Annotated in this window: 21 protein-coding genes; 15 read left to right on the plus strand and 6 right to left on the minus strand. The window is 51.5% G+C overall.

The genetic code is table 11. The features are described from left to right. Nucleotides 1-16 precede the first annotated feature (16 nt). From ltaE to OGX98_RS15900, 3 genes are all read left to right on the plus strand, one after another. Nucleotides 17-1,018 carry a low-specificity L-threonine aldolase gene (gene ltaE / locus OGX98_RS15890; protein ID WP_045444803.1) on the plus strand — a complete coding sequence of 334 codons (1,002 nt, stop codon included), beginning with the start codon at nt 17-19 and terminating at the stop codon, nt 1,016-1,018. 10 nt (nt 1,019-1,028) lie between these two features. Beyond that, nucleotides 1,029-2,459 carry an SDR family oxidoreductase gene (locus tag OGX98_RS15895; protein WP_286595548.1) on the plus strand — a complete coding sequence of 477 codons (1,431 nt, stop codon included), beginning with the start codon at nt 1,029-1,031 and terminating at the stop codon, nt 2,457-2,459. Nucleotides 2,460-2,557: 98 nt separating this feature from the next. Then, on the plus strand, nt 2,558-3,571 hold the full coding sequence (locus OGX98_RS15900; RefSeq protein ID WP_045444810.1) for a 3-beta-hydroxysteroid dehydrogenase: 1,014 nt from the start codon (nt 2,558-2,560) through the stop codon (nt 3,569-3,571). Here OGX98_RS15900 and OGX98_RS15905 read toward each other — a convergent pair. Both OGX98_RS15905 and OGX98_RS15910 read right to left on the minus strand, forming a co-directional pair. Then, the gene (locus tag OGX98_RS15905) at nt 3,568-4,398 is read right to left on the minus strand and encodes an N-acetylmuramoyl-L-alanine amidase (RefSeq protein WP_045444813.1); all 831 of its coding nucleotides are present in this window, start codon (nt 4,396-4,398) and stop codon (nt 3,568-3,570) included. The genes OGX98_RS15900 and OGX98_RS15905 overlap by 4 nt on opposite strands. Further along, nucleotides 4,395-4,718 carry a heavy metal-binding domain-containing protein gene (locus OGX98_RS15910; protein WP_001160725.1) on the minus strand — a complete coding sequence of 108 codons (324 nt, stop codon included), beginning with the start codon at nt 4,716-4,718 and terminating at the stop codon, nt 4,395-4,397. The genes OGX98_RS15905 and OGX98_RS15910 overlap by 4 nt, the downstream gene beginning before the upstream one ends. A gap of 375 nt (nt 4,719-5,093) precedes the next feature. Between OGX98_RS15910 and OGX98_RS15915 the strand changes: the two genes are divergently transcribed. The 9 genes from OGX98_RS15915 to yegS all read left to right on the plus strand — a co-directional run bounded on the left by OGX98_RS15915 (nt 5,094) and on the right by yegS (nt 11,874). Continuing rightward, complete coding sequence (locus tag OGX98_RS15915) at nt 5,094-5,612, plus strand: ClbS/DfsB family four-helix bundle protein (RefSeq protein ID WP_286595549.1); 519 nt, start codon at nt 5,094-5,096, stop codon at nt 5,610-5,612. Nucleotides 5,613-5,773: 161 nt separating this feature from the next. Continuing rightward, on the plus strand, nt 5,774-6,103 hold the full coding sequence (locus tag OGX98_RS15920) for a YkgJ family cysteine cluster protein (RefSeq protein ID WP_071828981.1): 330 nt from the start codon (nt 5,774-5,776) through the stop codon (nt 6,101-6,103). A 205-nt stretch (nt 6,104-6,308) separates the two neighbouring features. Then, the gene (locus tag OGX98_RS15925; protein ID WP_045444822.1) at nt 6,309-6,824 is read left to right on the plus strand and encodes a lipoprotein; all 516 of its coding nucleotides are present in this window, start codon (nt 6,309-6,311) and stop codon (nt 6,822-6,824) included. Between the two features lie 227 nt (nt 6,825-7,051). Further along, nucleotides 7,052-7,780, plus strand: a complete 729-nt coding sequence (gene artP, locus OGX98_RS15930) for an arginine ABC transporter ATP-binding protein ArtP (protein WP_045444825.1) — start codon at nt 7,052-7,054, stop codon at nt 7,778-7,780. A gap of 17 nt (nt 7,781-7,797) precedes the next feature. After that, nucleotides 7,798-8,529 (plus strand): arginine ABC transporter substrate-binding protein ArtI, encoded by a 732-nt coding sequence (artI, locus tag OGX98_RS15935; RefSeq protein ID WP_045449691.1) that lies wholly within the window; start codon nt 7,798-7,800, stop codon nt 8,527-8,529. Nucleotides 8,530-8,535: 6 nt separating this feature from the next. Next, nucleotides 8,536-9,252 (plus strand): arginine ABC transporter permease ArtQ, encoded by a 717-nt coding sequence (gene artQ / locus OGX98_RS15940; protein WP_286595551.1) that lies wholly within the window; start codon nt 8,536-8,538, stop codon nt 9,250-9,252. Further along, nucleotides 9,252-9,920, plus strand: a complete 669-nt coding sequence (gene artM, locus OGX98_RS15945) for an arginine ABC transporter permease ArtM (protein WP_045444831.1) — start codon at nt 9,252-9,254, stop codon at nt 9,918-9,920. Before artQ ends, artM begins: the two co-directional genes overlap by 1 nt. 194 nt (nt 9,921-10,114) lie before the next feature. Next, nucleotides 10,115-10,846, plus strand: a complete 732-nt coding sequence (gene artJ / locus OGX98_RS15950) for an arginine ABC transporter substrate-binding protein ArtJ (RefSeq protein ID WP_286595552.1) — start codon at nt 10,115-10,117, stop codon at nt 10,844-10,846. A 128-nt stretch (nt 10,847-10,974) separates the two neighbouring features. Beyond that, the gene (gene yegS, locus OGX98_RS15955) at nt 10,975-11,874 is read left to right on the plus strand and encodes a lipid kinase YegS (protein WP_200012742.1); all 900 of its coding nucleotides are present in this window, start codon (nt 10,975-10,977) and stop codon (nt 11,872-11,874) included. A 21-nt stretch (nt 11,875-11,895) separates the two neighbouring features. On the opposite strand, the gene fbaB is transcribed toward yegS, so the two are convergent. Then, nucleotides 11,896-12,948, minus strand: coding sequence for a class I fructose-bisphosphate aldolase (fbaB, locus tag OGX98_RS15960; protein ID WP_045444840.1), 1,053 nt, complete (start codon nt 12,946-12,948; stop codon nt 11,896-11,898). 252 nt (nt 12,949-13,200) lie between these two features. On the opposite strand from fbaB, the gene OGX98_RS15965 reads away from it, so the two are divergent. From OGX98_RS15965 to OGX98_RS15975, 3 genes are read left to right on the plus strand one after another with little or no spacing between them, the layout of a single operon-like run. After that, nucleotides 13,201-14,478: a nucleoside permease gene (locus tag OGX98_RS15965; RefSeq protein ID WP_045444843.1), complete on the plus strand. Its 1,278-nt coding sequence runs from the start codon at nt 13,201-13,203 to the stop codon at nt 14,476-14,478. Next, entirely contained in the window at nt 14,475-15,479 is a 1,005-nt protein-coding gene (locus tag OGX98_RS15970) for an ADP-ribosylglycohydrolase family protein (RefSeq protein ID WP_286595553.1), read from the plus strand. The genes OGX98_RS15965 and OGX98_RS15970 overlap by 4 nt, the downstream gene beginning before the upstream one ends. Continuing rightward, nucleotides 15,476-16,441, plus strand: a complete 966-nt coding sequence (locus OGX98_RS15975) for a PfkB family carbohydrate kinase (protein WP_286595554.1) — start codon at nt 15,476-15,478, stop codon at nt 16,439-16,441. Before OGX98_RS15970 ends, OGX98_RS15975 begins: the two co-directional genes overlap by 4 nt. Here OGX98_RS15975 and OGX98_RS15980 read toward each other — a convergent pair. The 3 genes from OGX98_RS15980 to thiM all read right to left on the minus strand — a co-directional run bounded on the left by OGX98_RS15980 (nt 16,415) and on the right by thiM (nt 18,861). Beyond that, a complete protein-coding gene (locus OGX98_RS15980; protein ID WP_045444852.1) occupies nt 16,415-17,161 on the minus strand; it encodes a GntR family transcriptional regulator in 747 nt (248 codons plus the stop codon). The two genes, OGX98_RS15975 and OGX98_RS15980, sit on opposite strands and share 27 nt — an antisense overlap. A gap of 114 nt (nt 17,162-17,275) precedes the next feature. Further along, on the minus strand, nt 17,276-18,076 hold the full coding sequence (gene thiD / locus OGX98_RS15985) for a bifunctional hydroxymethylpyrimidine kinase/phosphomethylpyrimidine kinase (protein WP_225761158.1): 801 nt from the start codon (nt 18,074-18,076) through the stop codon (nt 17,276-17,278). Next, a complete protein-coding gene (gene thiM / locus OGX98_RS15990) occupies nt 18,073-18,861 on the minus strand; it encodes a hydroxyethylthiazole kinase (RefSeq protein ID WP_286492452.1) in 789 nt (262 codons plus the stop codon). Before thiM ends, thiD begins: the two co-directional genes overlap by 4 nt. Nucleotides 18,862-18,866: the final 5 nt, after the last annotated feature.

Here is an 18,866-nt window from a genome sequence, read left to right on the forward strand (position 1 = left end):
ACTACAAGGAATGCCCGTGATCGATTTACGCAGTGATACCGTTACCCGGCCGAGCCGTGCCATGCTCGAAGCAATGATGACCGCCCCGGTCGGGGACGACGTGTACGGGGACGACCCTACCGTCAATGCACTTCAACAATATGCCGCTGAGCTTTCAGGCAAAGAAGCGGCAATTTTCTTACCTACCGGCACTCAGGCAAATCTGGTTGCGCTACTCAGTCACTGCCAACGCGGTGAAGAGTACATTGCAGGCCAGGGGGCGCATAACTATTTATACGAAGCCGGTGGTGCCGCAGTGCTGGGCAGTATTCAGCCGCAGCCTATCGACGCAGCACCAGACGGCTCTCTTCCATTGGATAAAGTTGCTGCCAAAATCAAAGCAGACGATATCCATTTTGCCCGCACACGCCTGCTCAGTCTGGAAAATACCCACAACGGTAAAGTGCTGCCGCGCGAGTATTTAAAGGATGCCTGGGACTTCACCCGCGAACGAAATCTTGCGCTACACGTTGACGGCGCACGTATTTTTAACGCTGTCGTTGCCTACGGATGTGAGCTGAAAGAGATCACCCAGTATTGCGACTCGTTCACCATTTGCCTCTCCAAGGGTCTGGGAACGCCGGTCGGCTCACTGTTAGTCGGTAGCCAGGACTACATCAAACGCGCCATTCGCTGGCGTAAAATGACCGGCGGCGGGATGCGTCAGGCTGGTATTCTGGCGGCTGCCGGCCTGTACGCGCTTAAAAATAACGTTGCGCGTTTGCAGGACGATCATGACAACGCGGCCTGGATGGCAGAGCAACTACGAGAAGCTGGCGCTGACGTGATGCGTCACGACACCAATATGCTGTTTGTCCGTGTCGGTGAAGAGCATGCTGCCGCGCTGGGCGAGTATATGAAATCGAAAGACGTTCTGATTAACGCCTCGCCAATTGTACGTCTGGTAATGCATCTGGACGTCTCGCGTGAGCAACTTGCTGAAGTCGCCGCTCACTGGCGCACATTCTTAAACCGCTAAGGAGACAGGCGTGCCGCAACGGATTTTGGTACTTGGCGCCAGTGGTTACATTGGTCAGCATCTGGTTCAGGCGCTCAGCCAGCAAGGGCATCAGGTGCTGGCTGCGGCACGTCGCATTGAGCGACTGGAAAAACAGCAGCTGGCTAACGTCAGTTGCCATAAAGTCGATTTAAACTGGCCGGATAACCTGACGCCTCTTCTGGCTGGGGTCGATACTGTCTATTATCTGGTTCATGGCATGGGCGAAGGTGGCGATTTTATCGCTCATGAACGTCAGGTCGCGCTGAATGTCCGTGATGCGTTGCGTAACACCCCGGTCAAACAGCTTATTTTCCTGAGTTCATTACAGGCTCCCAAACATGAACAGTCCGATCACTTGCGCGCACGCCAGATAACGGCGGACACACTGCGAGAATCCGGTGTGCCGGTAACTGAGCTACGGGCTGGCATAATCGTGGGGGCTGGCTCAGCAGCCTTTGAGGTGATGCGCGACATGGTCTACAACCTGCCGGTGCTGACTCCCCCCCGTTGGGTACGCTCACGCACCACACCAATTGCACTGGAAAACCTGCTGCATTACCTGGTGGCATTGCTGGATCACCCAACAAGCGAACATCGTGTGCTCGAAGCCGCAGGGCCACAGGTATTAAGTTACCAAGAGCAATTCGAGCATTTTATGGCAGTCAGCGGCAAGCATCGCCTGCTTATTCCCATCCCCTTTCCTACCCGTTGGATCTCGGTCTGGTTTTTAAATGTGATTACCTCAGTTCCGCCGAACACCGCAAAAGCGCTGATACAAGGGCTGAAACACGATCTTCTGGCCGATGACACCGCGCTACGGTTGCTTATTCCGCAACAATTGATTGCGTTTGACGATGCGGTACGCAGTACGCTCAAAGAAGAAGAGAAGCTGGTCAACTCCAGCGACTGGGGTTACGACGCCCAGGCATTCGCACGCTGGCGCCCTGAATACGGCTATTTTGCCAAACAGGCCGGTTTTAGCGTCGAAACGTCTGCCAGCCGGAAAGCGCTGTGGCAGGTAGTAAACCGGCTCGGCGGTAAGGAAGGTTATTTCTTTGGCAATATATTGTGGAAAACGCGTGCAGCACTGGACCTGCTGGTAGGCCATAAGCTGGCGAAAGGTCGACCCGAACACCCGATTTTACAGGTCGGCGATACCGTTGATAGCTGGAAAGTCATTATTGTAGAGCCGGAAAAACAGCTCACCCTGCTGTTTGGAATGAAAGCTCCAGGACTTGGCCGCCTGAGCTTTACGCTGGAAGATAAAGGCGATCACCGCCGTATAGACGTTCGCGCCTGGTGGCATCCACATGGTATGCCAGGCCTCTTCTATTGGTTGCTGATGATCCCGGCTCACCTGTTCATTTTCAGGGGGATGGCGAAGCGTATCGCCAAACTTGCAGAACAAATCACAGACTAAAGACAAAAAGAGGCTGTATTCTTTCACGTTTCCCATTGCATACAGTCGTATTTCACGGAAGAATGCGCGTGAAGTTCTATTAAACACAGCGGATTGATATGAAGGTACTGGTTACCGGAGCCACCAGCGGCTTAGGCCGAAACGCGGTTGAGTTTTTACGCAACAAAGGCATCAGCGTCAGAGCCACCGGTCGCAACGAAGCGATGGGTAAGCTGCTGGAGAAAATGGGCGCAGAATTTGTGCATGCAGATTTGACCGAACTGGTCTCTTCGCAGGCAAAAGTGATGCTCGCAGGCATCGACACGCTGTGGCACTGCTCCAGTTTTACCTCGCCGTGGGGAACACAAGAAGCGTTCGATCTGGCCAACGTCCGTGCGACCCGTCGTCTGGGCGAATGGGCCGTCGCCTGGGGCGTGCGTAACTTTATTCATATCTCCTCCCCGTCGCTCTATTTTGATTATCACCACCATCGCGATATTAAAGAGGACTTCCGTCCACACCGTTTCGCCAACGAATTCGCCCGTAGTAAAGCGGCTGGTGAAGACGTTATTGCGCTGTTGGCCCAGGCCAACCCGCAGACCCGCTTTACAGTGCTTCGTCCGCAAAGCCTGTTCGGCCCTCACGATAAAGTTTTTATCCCCCGCCTGGCACACATGATGCATCACTACGGCAGCATCCTTTTGCCACACGGTGGCAGTGCGCTGGTGGATATGACCTATTATGAAAATGCGGTTCACGCAATGTGGCTGGTAAGTCAGGAAACCTGCGATAACCTGCCGTCGGGTCGTGCGTATAACATTACCAATGGTGAGCATCGTACCCTGCGTAGTATCGTGCAAAAACTTATCGACGAGCTCAATATTGATTGCCGTATTCGCTCAGTGCCCTATCCGATGCTGGACATGATTGCCCGCAGCATGGAGCGTCTTGGTAACAAATCGGCTAAAGAACCTAAGCTCACTCACTACGGCGTTTCAAAGCTGAATTTTGACTTTACGCTGGATACCACTCGCGCCCAGGAAGAGTTAGGCTATCAGCCCGTTGTGACGCTGGATGAAGGAATTGAGCGTACCGCGGCCTGGCTGCGCGACCACGGTAAGCTACCGCGTTAATCCTGCCCGTATTTCTCCAGTAGCGCTTCGGCAATCGCCTGAGTTTCAGCATCCGCCACGCCGTTCCACAACGCCGGGCGGAAGTGCATCTGAAACGCCATAATCAACCGCTGCTGCTCGCGTGACGTCATTTCCGGTTTTACCTCATAGCCATAACGCGACAACAGATCGAGTAACGATGCCGTTTCAACTAACTCATGAGGTGCGCGTCCGCCGAGATAAAACATCACGCGCTGCGCATCCGGCCATGCGCCAATCCCCTGTGCCGCCAGTTCACGCCACGGAAACAGGGGACCAGGATCGTCTTTGCGCTGCGGCGCAACATCCGCATGTGCCACCACGTTCTGTGGTTTGATGTCGTAGCGAGCAATGATTTCCTTCGCCAGAGGGATCAATGCCTGAATCTGCGCGGGCTCAAACGGGGCAAAATACTTTATGCCTGCCGATTTCTGCCAGCCACGGTTTTCCAGTTCAATACCAATCGACGTATCGTTAATACGTGTGGCGCCACGCCAGAAACTAATCCCCGCATGCCATGCCAGATCTTTCTCCGGAACCAGTTGCCAGATACGCGGCTTTCCGTGGTACAGCGGCGGTATCGCCGGGATCAGATAGTGCGAACTGACGTTTTTATCCGTCAGTGTCGCCAGAGAAGAGTCAAAATCGTCTGCCGTATAGTGGATAACCAGCACTTTTATCCGCGGATACGCCGCCTGAGCCTGACGGCGGGTATCCAGTTGATACCCGTCTTTATCAACAATACCTTTCTCACCGGCACACCCTGCCAATAGCAGGGTAAACATCAGCAGACATAACAAACGTTTCATCGGCGAGTTTTCACCGCAGTACCGCTGACGCTCACCATCAACATGCTGCCGTCTTTACCTACAGTTTCGTAGTCAATATCGATACCGACGACCGCGTCCGCACCCAGCGCTTTCGCCTGTTCCCCCAGCTCCTGAAAGGCAATTTCACGCGCTTTTCGCAACTCTTTTTCATACGCGCCGGAGCGGCCCCCGACAATATCACGAATGCCCGCAAAGAAATCACGGAAGATATTTGCGCCCAGAATAGCTTCACCAGTTACCACACCGCAGTATTCCACGATGCTCTGCCCTTCAAGCGTAGGGGTAGTCGAAAACTGCATGGTTAATCTCCTTAATGCGCTAAGCGTGCGATCTCAAAAGTATTCTCAAACCTATACACTATCATTGAAAATGATGTGATTGTATATTTTTCAAAACGACAAAAAGCACGTCCAGAAGTCGATTACCTTTCAGCAAATTATATAAATTTCAAATTAATATATTTGATTTTTTTGAGCTCGATGCTGCCTCAATAAACAATTTTCCTCCCAATAGTTTCCCTGTTTTTTGTATTGATATCTTATGAAGAAAAAGCAAATGAGCTTATCTACCCAAGGGCCTTTCCCTGCTGTTGTAAGTGATACATAATTGACTGTTTTTCAAACACTACACCGTAGTCTTTATGGTAACTCTTCTGAAGCGAGAGGGAATTCTTTATGAGTGTGCCGCAAACCAAATCTGAACTACTTTTCGCTATTGATAAAAATTTCAGTAAATTAATGAGTTACCTTAGCGCAATCCCTCCCGAGTTAACTGCAGATAGCTCGATGGAGGGACATGCCAAAGGGACAGAAATGAGCGTTCATGACCTGGTTTCATACCTGCTCGGATGGAACGCCCTGGTTGTAAAGTGGATCACTTCTGACGCGAAAGGGATGCCCGTCGACTTTCCTGAGACGGGCTATAAATGGAATCAGCTTGGTCTTTTAGCGCAGAAATTCTACTCAGATTACAGTGAGTTGAGCTATAGCTCATTAGTAACCGAGCTTCAGTCCGTAAAAAATGAAATTGTGAAGCTTATTGATGAGCGCTCTAATGACATTTTGTATGGAAAACCATGGTACACAAAATGGACAATGGGAAGGATGATCTCCTTTAATACATCTTCACCTTATGCCAATGCTAATGGAAGATTAAGAAAATGGGCCAAAAATAAGAATATCAGCTTAAAGTAAACATCTGCGCAAAATAGCATGGATGAAAAATTATCCTGCCCCCCTATTTACAAATACCCAACTGGATGCAATATCAGTAACGTACACTTGCCCGGGTACCAAAGGCTGACATAATTTATATGTCGATTTAATTGATATGTAATGTTGTAACAGGTGAAGTAATGAGCAATCTGAACCCATGCATGACATGTGGCGCGTGTTGTGCATTTTTTCGTGTTTCTTTCTATTGGTCTGAAGGTGATGATGCTGATGGTGTAGTGCCAGCCCAATTAACCGAACAGGTATCCCCTTTCCTGCGCTGTATGACAGGCACTAACCAACCCCGCCCCCGCTGCGTTGCCCTTTGTGGAACGCCAGGACAATCTGCCCACTGTACTATTTATGAAAACAGGCCTACTACATGTAGAGAGTTTGCCATGACTGGTGAAAATGGTGGTGTGAATGAAGCGTGTAATCGTGCAAGGACATATTACGGACTCCCCCCACTTTGAACGTGGCTCCCCAGGGAGCGAGCAAAAACAATGCCTTAATCAATTATGCTATCATTGAAAAGATATGATTCATTATCGCTGTTGTAGAACGCTCATACTCTGAATCGTTCGAGCGCCGGTCACGCTGCTACGCAGTGACCGGGATGAGCGAGTATAGCCAACGCATCAGCAACTTGAAATATAACGAGTATATAAGGAAATCATTATGCGCTACTCAAAACTCTCTCTGCTGGTTCCATGTGCACTACTTCTCAGCGCCTGTACGACGGTGACTCCGGCCTATAAAGACAATGGTCCGCGTAGCGGCGCATGTGTGGAAGGTGGGCCGGACAGCGTGGCACAGCAATTCTACGATTACCGCATTCAGCATCGTAACAATGATATGACCGCCCTTCGTCCGTACCTGAGCGACAATCTGGCGAAACTGCTGACCGATGCCAGCCGCGACAACACGCACCGTGAACTGTTTAACAGCGATCTTTTCTCCAGCCGCACCACATTACCGGATAGCGCCAGCGTTGCCAGTGCATCGACCATTCCGAATAGTGATGCACGCAACATTCCACTGCGCGTAGAGCTTAAACAAGGGAATCAGACCTGGCGTGATGAAGTGCTGATGATCCGTGAAGGCCAGTGCTGGGTTGTGGACGATGTACGCTATCTCGGAGGCAGCGTACACGCGCCAGCCGGGACGCTGCGCCAGTCCATCGAAAATCGCTAATTACCACCATTCAACAGCTTAAATCATAACCCCCATAAATTGTCTGGCATTCTGCATAGAATGCCGACAATTATTCTTGCCCACTGGTGACCCCGCTATTTTGTGCTATGTTTAGATAAGAATGCGGTTTGCATTTAACTTTTAACGCATAAATATTGCATAACTATTCTGTCAAAGGTAGTATCTGCGGCTTCAATAGCTATCAGACTGCCAGTATACGAGTGTCAATGAGTATTCAATTAAACGGCATTAACTGCTTCTACGGCGCCCATCAGGCGCTGTTCGATATCACGCTGGATTGCCCTCAGGGTGAAACACTGGTGTTACTTGGCCCAAGTGGAGCCGGGAAAAGCTCGCTACTGCGCGTACTCAATCTGCTTGAGATGCCGCGCTCGGGCACGCTCTCTATTGCGGGCAACCGTTTCGACTTCACGAAAACCCCTTCCGATAAAGCCATTCGTGAGCTGCGTCAGAACGTGGGTATGGTTTTCCAGCAATACAATCTTTGGCCGCATCTCACAGTGCAGCAAAACCTGATTGAAGCGCCCTGCCGCGTACTCGGTCTGACGAAAGAAAAAGCGCTGGCACGTGCCGAGAAACTGCTGGAACGTCTGCGCCTCAAGCCTTACAGCGATCGTTACCCACTGCATCTTTCCGGCGGTCAGCAACAGCGTGTGGCCATTGCTCGTGCGTTGATGATGGAGCCGCAGGTACTGCTGTTTGATGAGCCTACCGCGGCGCTTGATCCGGAAATTACGGCACAAATCGTCAGCATCATCCGTGAGCTGGCTGAAACCAACATTACTCAGGTGATCGTCACCCATGAAGTGGAAGTTGCACGTAAAACTGCCAGTCGTGTGGTGTATATGGAAAACGGTCATATCGTAGAGTTTGGGGATGCGAGCTGCTTTGCCAACCCGCAAACCGAAGCGTTTAAAAACTATCTCTCTCACTAAGATTCGGGACAATGACAATGAAAAAAGTTCTGATTGCCGCGCTAATCGCAGGTTTTAGCCTTTCCGCTACCGCAGCCCAAACTATTCGTTTTGCTACAGAAGCGTCTTATCCTCCGTTTGAATCCATCGATGCTAATAATAAGATCGTGGGCTTTGACGTTGATCTGGCGAATGCGCTGTGTAAAGAGATTGACGCTACCTGTACGTTCACTAACCAGGCGTTCGACAGCCTGATCCCAAGCCTGAAATTCCGTCGTTTTGACGCGGTAATGGCCGGCATGGACATCACTCCGGAGCGTGAAAAACAGGTACTGTTCACTACTCCTTATTACGACAACTCTGCGTTGTTTGTTGGTCAGCAAGGTAAATTTACCAGTATTGACCAGCTGAAAGGCAAAAAAGTCGGCGTGCAAAACGGCACCACGCACCAGAAATTCATCATGGATAAACATCCGGAAGTGACCACCGTTCCGTATGACAGCTACCAGAATGCCAAACTTGATCTGCAAAACGGTCGTATTGATGGCGTCTTTGGTGATACTGCAGTCGTGACTGAATGGCTGAAAGACAATCCGAAACTGGCCGCAGTCGGCGATAAAGTCACGGATAAAGATTACTTCGGCACCGGCCTGGGCATTGCTGTGCGCCAGGGTAATACCGAGCTGCAGCAGAAATTTAACGCTGCGCTGGAAAAAGTGAAGAAAGATGGGACTTACGAGACCATCTACAACAAATGGTTCCAGAAGTAATACTTGATGAATGAATTTTTTCCTTTAGCAAGCGCCGCCGGGATGACCGTCGGCCTTGCGGTTTGTGCGCTGATCATCGGCCTTGCGCTCGCCATGCTTTTTGCCGTCTGGGAGTCTGTAAAATGGCGTCCGGTGGCCTGGACGGGCTCAGCTCTGGTCACTATCCTGCGTGGGCTACCAGAAATTCTGGTCGTTCTGTTTATCTATTTTGGTTCCTCTCAACTTCTGCTGACGCTGGCCGATGGCTTTACGATCAATCTTGGGCTCGTACAGATCCCCGTTCAGATGCAGATCGAAAACTTCGACGTCAGCCCGTTCCTGTGCGGCGTCATTGCATTGTCATTGCTGTACGCGGCCTATGCCTCGCAAACGCTGCGCGGTGCGCTGAAGGCCGTTCCGCTCGGACAATGGGAGTCGGGTCAGGCGCTGGGGTTGTCTAAGACCGCCATCTTCTTTCGTCTGGTGATGCCGCAAATGTGGCGCCATGCTCTGCCAGGCCTGGGTAACCAGTGGCTGGTACTCCTGAAAGATACCGCATTAGTTAGCCTGATTAGCGTGAATGATCTGATGCTGCAAACCAAAAGCATTGCTACCCGTACTCAGGAGCCATTTACCTGGTACATCGTTGCAGCCGCTATTTACCTGGTGATTACGCTGGTGAGTCAGTACATTCTCAAACGCATTGACCTGCGCGCAACACGTTTTGAGCGGAGACCGGGCTGATGCTTGAGTATTTACCTGAATTGATGAAAGGGCTGCATACCAGCCTGACACTCACGGTCGCATCCATCGTTGTGGCTCTGGTTCTGGCGCTAATTTTCACCGTCATCCTGACGCTGAAAACCCCCGTGCTGGTCTGGCTGGTTCGCGCCTATATCACGCTGTTTACCGGTACGCCGCTGCTGGTGCAAATCTTCCTCATCTACTACGGGCCAGGACAATTTCCCGCGTTGCAGGAATACCCGGTACTCTGGCATCTGCTGTCAGAACCGTGGTTGTGCGCCCTGATTGCGTTGTCATTAAACAGCGCGGCCTATACCACGCAACTGTTCTACGGCGCTATCCGTGCGATACCGGAGGGCCAGTGGCAATCATGTGGTGCGCTGGGGATGAGCAAAAAGGATACGCTGGCAATACTGCTACCTTACGCCTTTAAACGCGCCCTATCCTCTTATTCAAACGAAGTGGTGTTGGTGTTCAAAAGCACCTCGCTGGCCTACACCATTACGTTGATGGAAGTCATGGGCTACAGCCAGTTGTTGTACGGTCGCACTTATGACGTGATGGTCTTCGGTGCAGCAGGCGTCATTTACCTGATCGTAAACGGGCTGTTGACGTTAATGATGCGCTTAATCGAGCGCAAGGCACTGGCGTTTGAACACAGAAATTAACTATATAATCCAGACCGTATAAACTGCATAAGACAATAACATCAAGACGGACAAGTCTCTCAACTGTCCGTCTTTTTTTGTCTTGCAAAAAATATTTAATCATTTTTATTGCATACAAATTCATTAAATGGCATTGTAAATCCATGCCGCAGACACGGTAAATAATCATAAGATTGACAGACGGGAGTTCCACCATGAAAAAGTTAGTACTGGCCGCATTACTTGCTACTTTCGCCTCCGGCGCCTCAGCTGCTGATAAAATTAATTTCGGTGTATCAGCGACCTACCCGCCATTTGAATCGCTGGATGCGAGCAATAAAATTGTCGGTTTTGACATCGACCTGGCAACAGCATTGTGCAAACAAATGCAGGCTGACTGTACTTTTACCAATCATGCTTTTGACAGTCTGATCCCCGCGCTAAAATTCAAAAAATATGATGCGGTGATTTCCGGTATGGATATCACCCCAGAGCGTAGTAAGCAGGTCTCCTTTACTCAGCCATACTATGCAAACTCTGCGCTGGTGATTGCGAAAAAAGATACCTATAAAACTTTTGCCGATCTAAAAGGCAAACGTATCGGAATGGAAAACGGCACCACACACCAGAAATACCTGCAGGACAAACATCCTGAAGTAAAAACTGTAGCCTATGACAGCTACCAGAATGCGATCATCGACCTGAAAAATGGACGTATTGATGGCGTATTTGGTGACACCGCGGTGGTTAATGAGTGGCTGAAAACCAACCCTCAGTTAGGTACGGCAACGGCAAAAGTAACTGACCCTGAATATTTCGGAACCGGCCTTGGTATCGCAGTTCGCCCGGATAACAAAGCCCTGCTGGAAAAATTGAATAATGCGCTGGCCGCCATCAAAGCTGACGGTACTTATCAAAAAATCAGCGACCAGTGGTTCCCGCAATAATCTCCCCTTGTCAGAAAAGCCGCAATCGCGGCTTTTTTTCTCTTTACGCTTCCGCTTTCAGTCTGTTCCTGGGTCATATCCCGATTCCTGGCATACACTTGTTAAAACGATAAAAGTGAGGTGAAAGGATGATAGCGTTCCCTGCCAGCTTACTGATCCTGAATGGAAAAAGTGCTGATAATCTCCCTCTACGTGATGCAGTCGCCCTGCTTCGCGATGAAGGCGTGGAAATTCATGTTCGCGTTACCTGGGAAAAAGGTGATGCCCGGCGCTACGTTGATGAAGCCCGTCAACTGGGTGTCGCAACGGTGATTGCCGGCGGGGGTGACGGCACCATCAATGAAGTCTCCACCGCGTTAATTCAGTCGGAGGATAGCCACGCTATCGCACTGGGTATTCTGCCGTTGGGAACAGCGAATGACTTCGCCACCAGCGCAGGCATCCCGGAGGCGCTGGATAAAGCGTTAAAGCTTGCTATCGCCGGGAATACGGTAGAGATCGATATGGTACAGGTGAACGATAAAACCTATTTTATCAATATGGCGACGGGGGGTTTTGGAACCCGGATCACCACCGAGACACCGGAAAAACTCAAAGCCGCACTGGGAGGCGTGTCGTACTTTATCCATGGACTAATGCGAATGGATACCCTCAAACCCGACAGTTGCGAAATTCGCGGTGAGGGCTTTCACTGGCAGGGCGACGCGCTGGTGATTGGCATCGGCAACGGGCGCCAGGCTGGTGGCGGACAGCAGCTTTGCCCAACAGCACTGATTAATGACGGTTTGCTACAGTTGCGGATATTTACCGGAGAAGAACTGCTTCCGGCACTGCTTTCGACGTTAACGCAATCCGATGACAACCCTAACATCATTGATGGAGCATCGGCATGGTTTGACATCCGTGCGCCACATGAAATCACCTTTAATCTCGATGGTGAACCGCTCAGCGGACAGGAGTTTCATATTGAAATCCTGCCCGCAGCGTTGCGTTGCCGGTTACCACCAGATTGCCCGCTGTTACGTTAGTACAAAGCAATCCGCAATGATTCAGGCAATTGTGACTTTGCTATCCAGATAAACATCCTGCACGGCGTTAATCAGCTTAACGCCGTCTGCCATAGTTTTCTTGAAGGCTTTACGACCAAGAATTAATCCCATCCCACCGGCACGTTTATTAATCACCGCTGTGCGCACCGCATCGCTGAGATCGGTTTCGCCCCCGGCGGCCCCGCCTGAGTTAATTAATCCAGCCCGGCCCATGTAGCAGTTCGCTAGCTGATAGCGCACCAGATCGATAGGGTTGTCAGTCGTCAATTTGCTATAGACGCGATCGTCGGTGTAGCCGAAATTAACCGCTTTATACCCGCCATTGTTTTCTGCCATTTTCTGCTTAACGATATCTGCACCGATAGTGGCAGCCAGGTGGTTAGCCTGCCCGGTTAGATCGGCGGAAACATGGTAATCCACGCCGTCTTTTTTAAATGCCGAATTACGCAGATAGGCCCACAGAACCGTCACCATCCCCAGTTCATGAGCACGCTCAAATGCCGCAGAAATCTCTTCAATCTGGCGACGTGACTCCTCTGAACCAAAATAGATGGTCGCTCCAACCGCTACCGCCCCCATGTTGAACGCCTGCTCCACGCTGGCATACAGCGTCTGATCAAAAGTATTAGGGTAACTGAGCGTTTCATTGTGGTTAATTTTCACAAGGAATGGGATACGGTGCGCGTAGCGGCGAGAAACGGAAGCCAGTACACCATAGGTCGATGCCACGCAGTTACAGCCCGCTTCGATAGCCAGCTCAACGATATTCTTTGGATCAAAGTACAACGGATTAGCAGCAAACGATGCCCCGGCGGAATGCTCCACACCCTGGTCCACCGGCAAAATAGACAGATATCCCGTCCCGGCGAGTCGGCCTGTGTTGTACAGCGTCTGCATATTACGCAGCACGGCAGGCGGACGGTTATTATCCACCATCACTCGGTCGACGTAGTCATGTCCAGGCAGGTAAAGTTGATCAGAAGGAATGGTCATACAACGATGCTGTAAAAGGTTGTCGGCGTCTTTGCCAAGCAACTGCGCAATATCAGTCATAGCTATGCTCCCGTAAGTTCCGGCCAGATACCGGAATATGGATTGTCCTGACCCGCCTTGTTGCGGGCAGCAATAAGTCTGGTACTGACTGCGCATTTTTTCCATCTTTAGCGCACTTTTCAGCGGTTTCCGCTGGCTCGATTCAGGCAGAAAAAATGTTACAGCGGTCAAATTTAAGCCACAAAGGTATTTTAAAGGTATTATCAAGTGGTACTATCGAGGCGTACCTTACCTGTCATGAAGGATTTAAAGATGAAAACTACAGTTAAGCTGTCGTTCATGATGTTTGTAGAGTGGTTTATCTGGGGCGCCTGGTTTGTGCCTCTCTGGCTATGGCTGAGTAAAAGCGGATTTACCGCCGGTGAAATTGGCTGGTCCTATGCCTGTACAGCGATTGCTGCCATTCTCTCACCAATTTTTGTTGGCTCGTTAACTGACCGCTTTTTCTCCGCGCAAAAAGTGCTGGCCGTGCTGATGTTCGTCGGGGCAATTCTGATGTACTTTGCGGCGCAGCAAACGACATTTAGCGGATTCTTCCCGTTATTACTGGCGTACTCGTTAACCTATATGCCGACCATTGCGCTCACTAATAGCATCGCTTTTGCCAACGTACCGGACGTCGAACGCGATTTCCCACGCATCCGTGTTATGGGGACAATTGGCTGGATTGCTTCCGGTTTAGCATGCGGATTCTTACCGCAAATGCTCGGCTACAACGATATCTCACCAACCAATATTCCACTGCTCATCACCGCCGGAAGCTCTGCTTTACTCGGTGTTTTTGCCTTCTTCTTACCGGATACACCACCGAAAAGTACCGGCAAAATGGATTTCAAAGTCATGCTGGGGCTGGACGCATTAATCCTGCTGCGTGATAAAAACTTCCTCGTCTTTTTCTTCTGTTCGTTCCTGTTTGCTATGCCACTCGCGTTTTATTACATCTTCGCCAACGGCTACCTCACGGAAGTCGGGATGAAAAACGCTACCGGCTGGATGACGCTGGGCCAGTTCTCTGAAATCTTCTTTATGCTGGCGCTGCCGTTCTTCACGAAACGCTTTGGCATCAAAAAGGTATTACTGCTTGGTCTTATTACCGCGGCGATCCGTTACGGATTTTTCGTTTACGGCGGCGCGGAAGAATATTTCACTTACGCACTGCTGTTTCTCGGCATTCTGCTGCACGGGGTCAGTTACGACTTCTACTACGTGACGGCCTATATCTATGTCGATAAAAAAGCGCCAGTACACATGCGGACTGCCGCCCAGGGGTTGATCACTCTCTGTTGTCAGGGATTCGGCAGCCTGCTTGGGTACCGTCTGGGCGGGGTGATGATGGAAAAAATGTTTGCCTATAAAGAACCGGTAAATGGTCTCACTTTCAACTGGGCAGGTATGTGGGGATTTGGCGCGATTATGATCGCCGTCATTGCCGTACTGTTTATGATTTTCTTTCGCGAATCAGACAAAGAAATCACCGCAATTAAGGTGGACGATCGCGATACTGCGTTGACACAAGGGGAAGTAAAATGAAAGCAGAACGTATTCTCGGTGCTCTTTATGGGCAGGCGTTAGGGGATGCGATGGGTATGCCGTCGGAACTATGGCCAAGAAGCCGTGTTAAAGCACACTTTGGGTGGATCGACCGCTTTTTGCCTGGCCCTGCGGAAAATAACGCTGCCTGTTATTTTAACCAGGCAGAATTCACTGATGACACATCAATGGCATTGTGCCTGGCTGACGCCCTGCTTGAATGCAACGGGGAAATCGTACCAGACGTGATTGGACGCAATATTCTGGCCTGGGCCGAACGCTTTGATGCCTTCAATAAAAACGTACTCGGCCCCACGTCTAAGATTGCGCTAAACGCTATTCGCGATGGTAAGCCGGTCGCCGATCTTGAAAATAACGGCGTAACCAACGGCGCAGCGATGCGCGTTTCTCCGCTGGGTTGTCTGCTGCCAACACGCGATCTCGATGCTTTTATCGATGATGTGGCGCTGGCATCCAGCCCGACGCATAAATCAGACCTGGCGGTGGCCGGTGCAGTGGTGATCGCATGGGCGGTTTCGCGTGCGATCGACGGAGCGAAATGGGCGGATATTGTCGAGGCTCTCCCAGCCATTGCCCTGCATGCACAACAAAAACGGATCACTACCTTTAGTGCATCGCTCTGCGCACGTCTGGAGCTGGCGCTTAAAATCGTCCGCAACGCAGACGGTGCAGAATCGGCCAGCGAGCAGTTGTATCAGGTCGTTGGAGCCGGTACCAGTACCATTGAATCCGTCCCCTGCGCAATCGCCATGGTTGAACTGGCGGGGACCGACCCCAACCGCTGCGCCATTCTGTGCGCTAACCTCGGCGGCGATACGGACACTATCGGCGCAATGGCGACAGCTATTTGCGGCGCGTTGCACGGCCCTGACGCTATTGATTCGATGTTGAAACTGGAGCTGGATACCGTTAATCAACTGGACTTTACACGCTACGCCACGGAATTGACGCGCCTGCGCGAACAACGGGAGGTATTATGAGCATCACGCGTCTGCGAGATCTTCTTCCGCAATTACACACTCAGCAGCCGGTAACGGTGGTGGGCGCGGCGGTAATTGATGTGATTGCCGATGCGTATGCCCTTCCCTGGCGCGGTTGTGACATTGAGCTGAAACAACAGGGCGTTAACGTTGGCGGCTGTGCGCTGAATATTGCTGTAGCGCTCAAGCGTTTAGGTATCAACACCAGTAATGCTCTACCGCTAGGCCAGGGCGTGTGGGCCGATATTATCCGCAACCGGATGGCAAAAGAGGGATTACACAGTCTGATCGATAATGCTGAAGGCGATAATGGCTGGTGTCTGGCACTGGTGGAGCCGGATGGTGAACGCACCTTTATGTCCTTCAGCGGCGTAGAAAATCAGTGGAATGCTGACTGGCTGGCACAATTGAACATTCCGCGCCAGAGCCTGGTTTACCTGTCAGGCTACCAGCTGGCCTCACCGTGCGGCGAGCTGCTTGTGCAATGGCTGGAGGGTCTGGAAGAGGTGACGCCGTTTATCGATTTTGGTCCACGGATCAGCGATATTTCTGATGCCCTGATGGCACGAATTATGGCTTGTCATCCGCTGGTGTCACTGAATCGCCAGGAGGCAGAAATCGCCGCCGGGCGGTTCAGGTTAAGCCCCGATGTTGAAGGTTTCGGCGCCGAATGGGTGAAAAAATTTACCACACCGGTTGTGGTCCGCCACGATAAAGAGGGTGCATGGTATTTCAGCGAGCAAACGTCCGGTTGCGTTGCCGCATTCCCCACGACGGTCGTGGATACTATTGGCGCGGGTGACAGCCACGCAGGAGGAATGCTGGCTGGACTGGCCTCGGGCTGGTCGCTGGCCGATGCCGTACTCCTTGGCAACGCAGTGGGATCGTGGGTGGTCGGTCATCGCGGCGGCGATTGTGCCCCCTCACGTGACGCGTTACTCCTCGCACACAAAGACGTATAGATCGCTTCGACAATAGCTAATACTGTACTCAATGGGCCGTTGCTGCTGGTCGAGCGCTACCTGCTTGATCACCAGTACCGGCACTCTGCTGTCCATCTGAATATGCGACTGAAATTCCGCATCTGGCATCCGCGCGCTGACGCGTGAGCGCGTACGCTGCGGGAAAATATGCTGGCTGCGGAAATAGTCATAAAGAGAAACACCGATGGAATCCACATCATGAATAAGATGCGCGGGAACCCACGATTCTTCAATTGAAACGGCATCTTCATCCACGTAGCGAATACGTTTGAGCAGGAAAACTTCACTTCCGACGGCAATTGCCAGTTGCTGCGCCACCTCTTCCGGGCATGCCACCACACGTTTGTTAACCCACAGCGTATCCGGCTTTTTACCGCGTAAAACCACCTGCTGCGAAAAACCGCGTGCTTCTTTTAGCGAATACTCGAAGATATTATTAATCTGCGTCCCGTAACCACGGGCGCGGGTTACCACACCTTCTTCTTCCAGCGCCTGCATCGCTTTGCGCACCGTAATTCGTGAAACACCAGTCAACTGGCTGAGATCGCGTTCACCAGGCAGAATATTGCCATGTTCCAGGATCCCGCTGCGCACAGCGTCCTTAACCGTTTGAGCGAATTTCATATACAGCGGCGTGTTATCTGCCGCTGAAATACGTTCATTCAGTTGCGCGATAAGCTGGGTATGCGCTTGTTCCATTTATCTTTTTCCTGGCTGCCAGTACTGCAGTCAGTATATACAAAAAATCATTCAAGATGCATCGTGGTGGCGAATGTGAAATCGACCGGGAGCAATATTGAAAGATAATCTGTGTTACCACCACGCATGGAAATGATGCACCGGACCAATCCCCTCCCCCACCTCAAGCGTATCCGCCTGAGCCAGTGCTGCAGAGAGCCACAACTTAGCCTCCTGTACCGTGTCGGCCCAACTGGAATGACGCGGACGCAGTGCCGCCAGCGCCGCCGATAGCGTACAACCAGTACCGTGGGTATTTTTGGTCATCACCCTTGGGGCGGTAAAACGCTGTTCACCATCGCGGGTAAAAAGCCAGTCCGGGCTTTGTTCGTCATCCAGATGACCACCTTTCATTAATACTGCATCACAGCCTAACGCACGAAGTGCACGCCCTTGTTCGAGCATTTCCTGTTCCGTTCGTGCGTGCGATGCCCCAAGTAACGCCGCAGCTTCAGGCAAATTCGGCGTGATAATCGACACCTGCGGCAACAAACGGGTACGTAGTGTTTCAACCGCAGAAGACGAAAGTAATGGATCGCCGCTTTTCGCCAGCATGACCGTGTCCAGCACCACGTTCTGCACCTGATGACGGCGCAGGCGTTCAGCGACCGCCTCAACAATGTCCGTTTCAGCCAGCATGCCGATTTTGGTGGTATCGATACGCACATCATTGAATACGGAGTCCAGTTGCGCGGCGACAAAATCAGGTTCGATCCGATAAACCGACTGCACCCCGCGCGTATTTTGCGCCACTAACGCCGTAATTACAGAGCAACCATATGCCCCGAGCGCTGAGAAGGTCTTCAAGTCAGCCTGAATACCTGCGCCGCCGCTAGGGTCGGTTCCGGCTATCGTTAATGCGTTAATGCGTTTCATGCTTGCTCCTGCATTTCCAGGTTATAGAGGGCATCGAGAAATGCCGGGATAAAACTTCCCGGTCCGATTGCTTGTTCAGAGGCTATTTTTCCAGCCTGCTTCATCCAGCTACAGGCGGAAGCCACGTTATCAAGCCGATCACCATGCAGTGCGCAACTGGCTGCTACCACCGCCGACAGAGCACATCCAGTACCAACCACACGCGTCATCAGCGGATCACCTCCGCTCACGCTGACGGTGCGCTGGCCATCGGTGACGTAATCCACTTCCCCGGTGACCACAACAATAGTTCCAGCCTGGCGCGCCAGCGCCTGTGCCGCCGGAAGTGCTGCGACTGCCGTATCGGTGGTATCCACCCCTCGCCCACCGCTGTTCATCCCCGCGAGGGCAAGTATTTCCGAGGCATTACCGCGAATTGCGGCAGGCCGAAGCGTCAGTAAATCCAGACAAAAATAACGACGATAGTCCAGAACACCCACGGCAACGGGATCGAGAGTCCAGGGGGTTTTAGCAAGATGCGCCCGCTCGGCTGCAGCACGCATTGCTGTGGCGCGACGTTGAGTGAGAGTACCTACATTAATCAGTAACGCACTGGCGATAGCTGCAAACTGGCTCGCTTCTTCCGGTTCAATCACCATTGCAGGCGACGCACCTAAAGCCAGTAATGTATTGGCAGTAAAACTCTGTACGACCTCATTGGTCATACAATGTGTGAGCGGGGAAAGTGTTCTAAATTGGTGAAGGGTATGAGCCGCGAGCGTGCGGCTGTGCAGGTCAGGCTGCATGGTTC

This window comes from Citrobacter sp. Cm046 (assembly GCF_030333065.1).
Taxonomy (GTDB): Bacteria; Pseudomonadota; Gammaproteobacteria; order Enterobacterales; family Enterobacteriaceae; genus Citrobacter; species Citrobacter murliniae.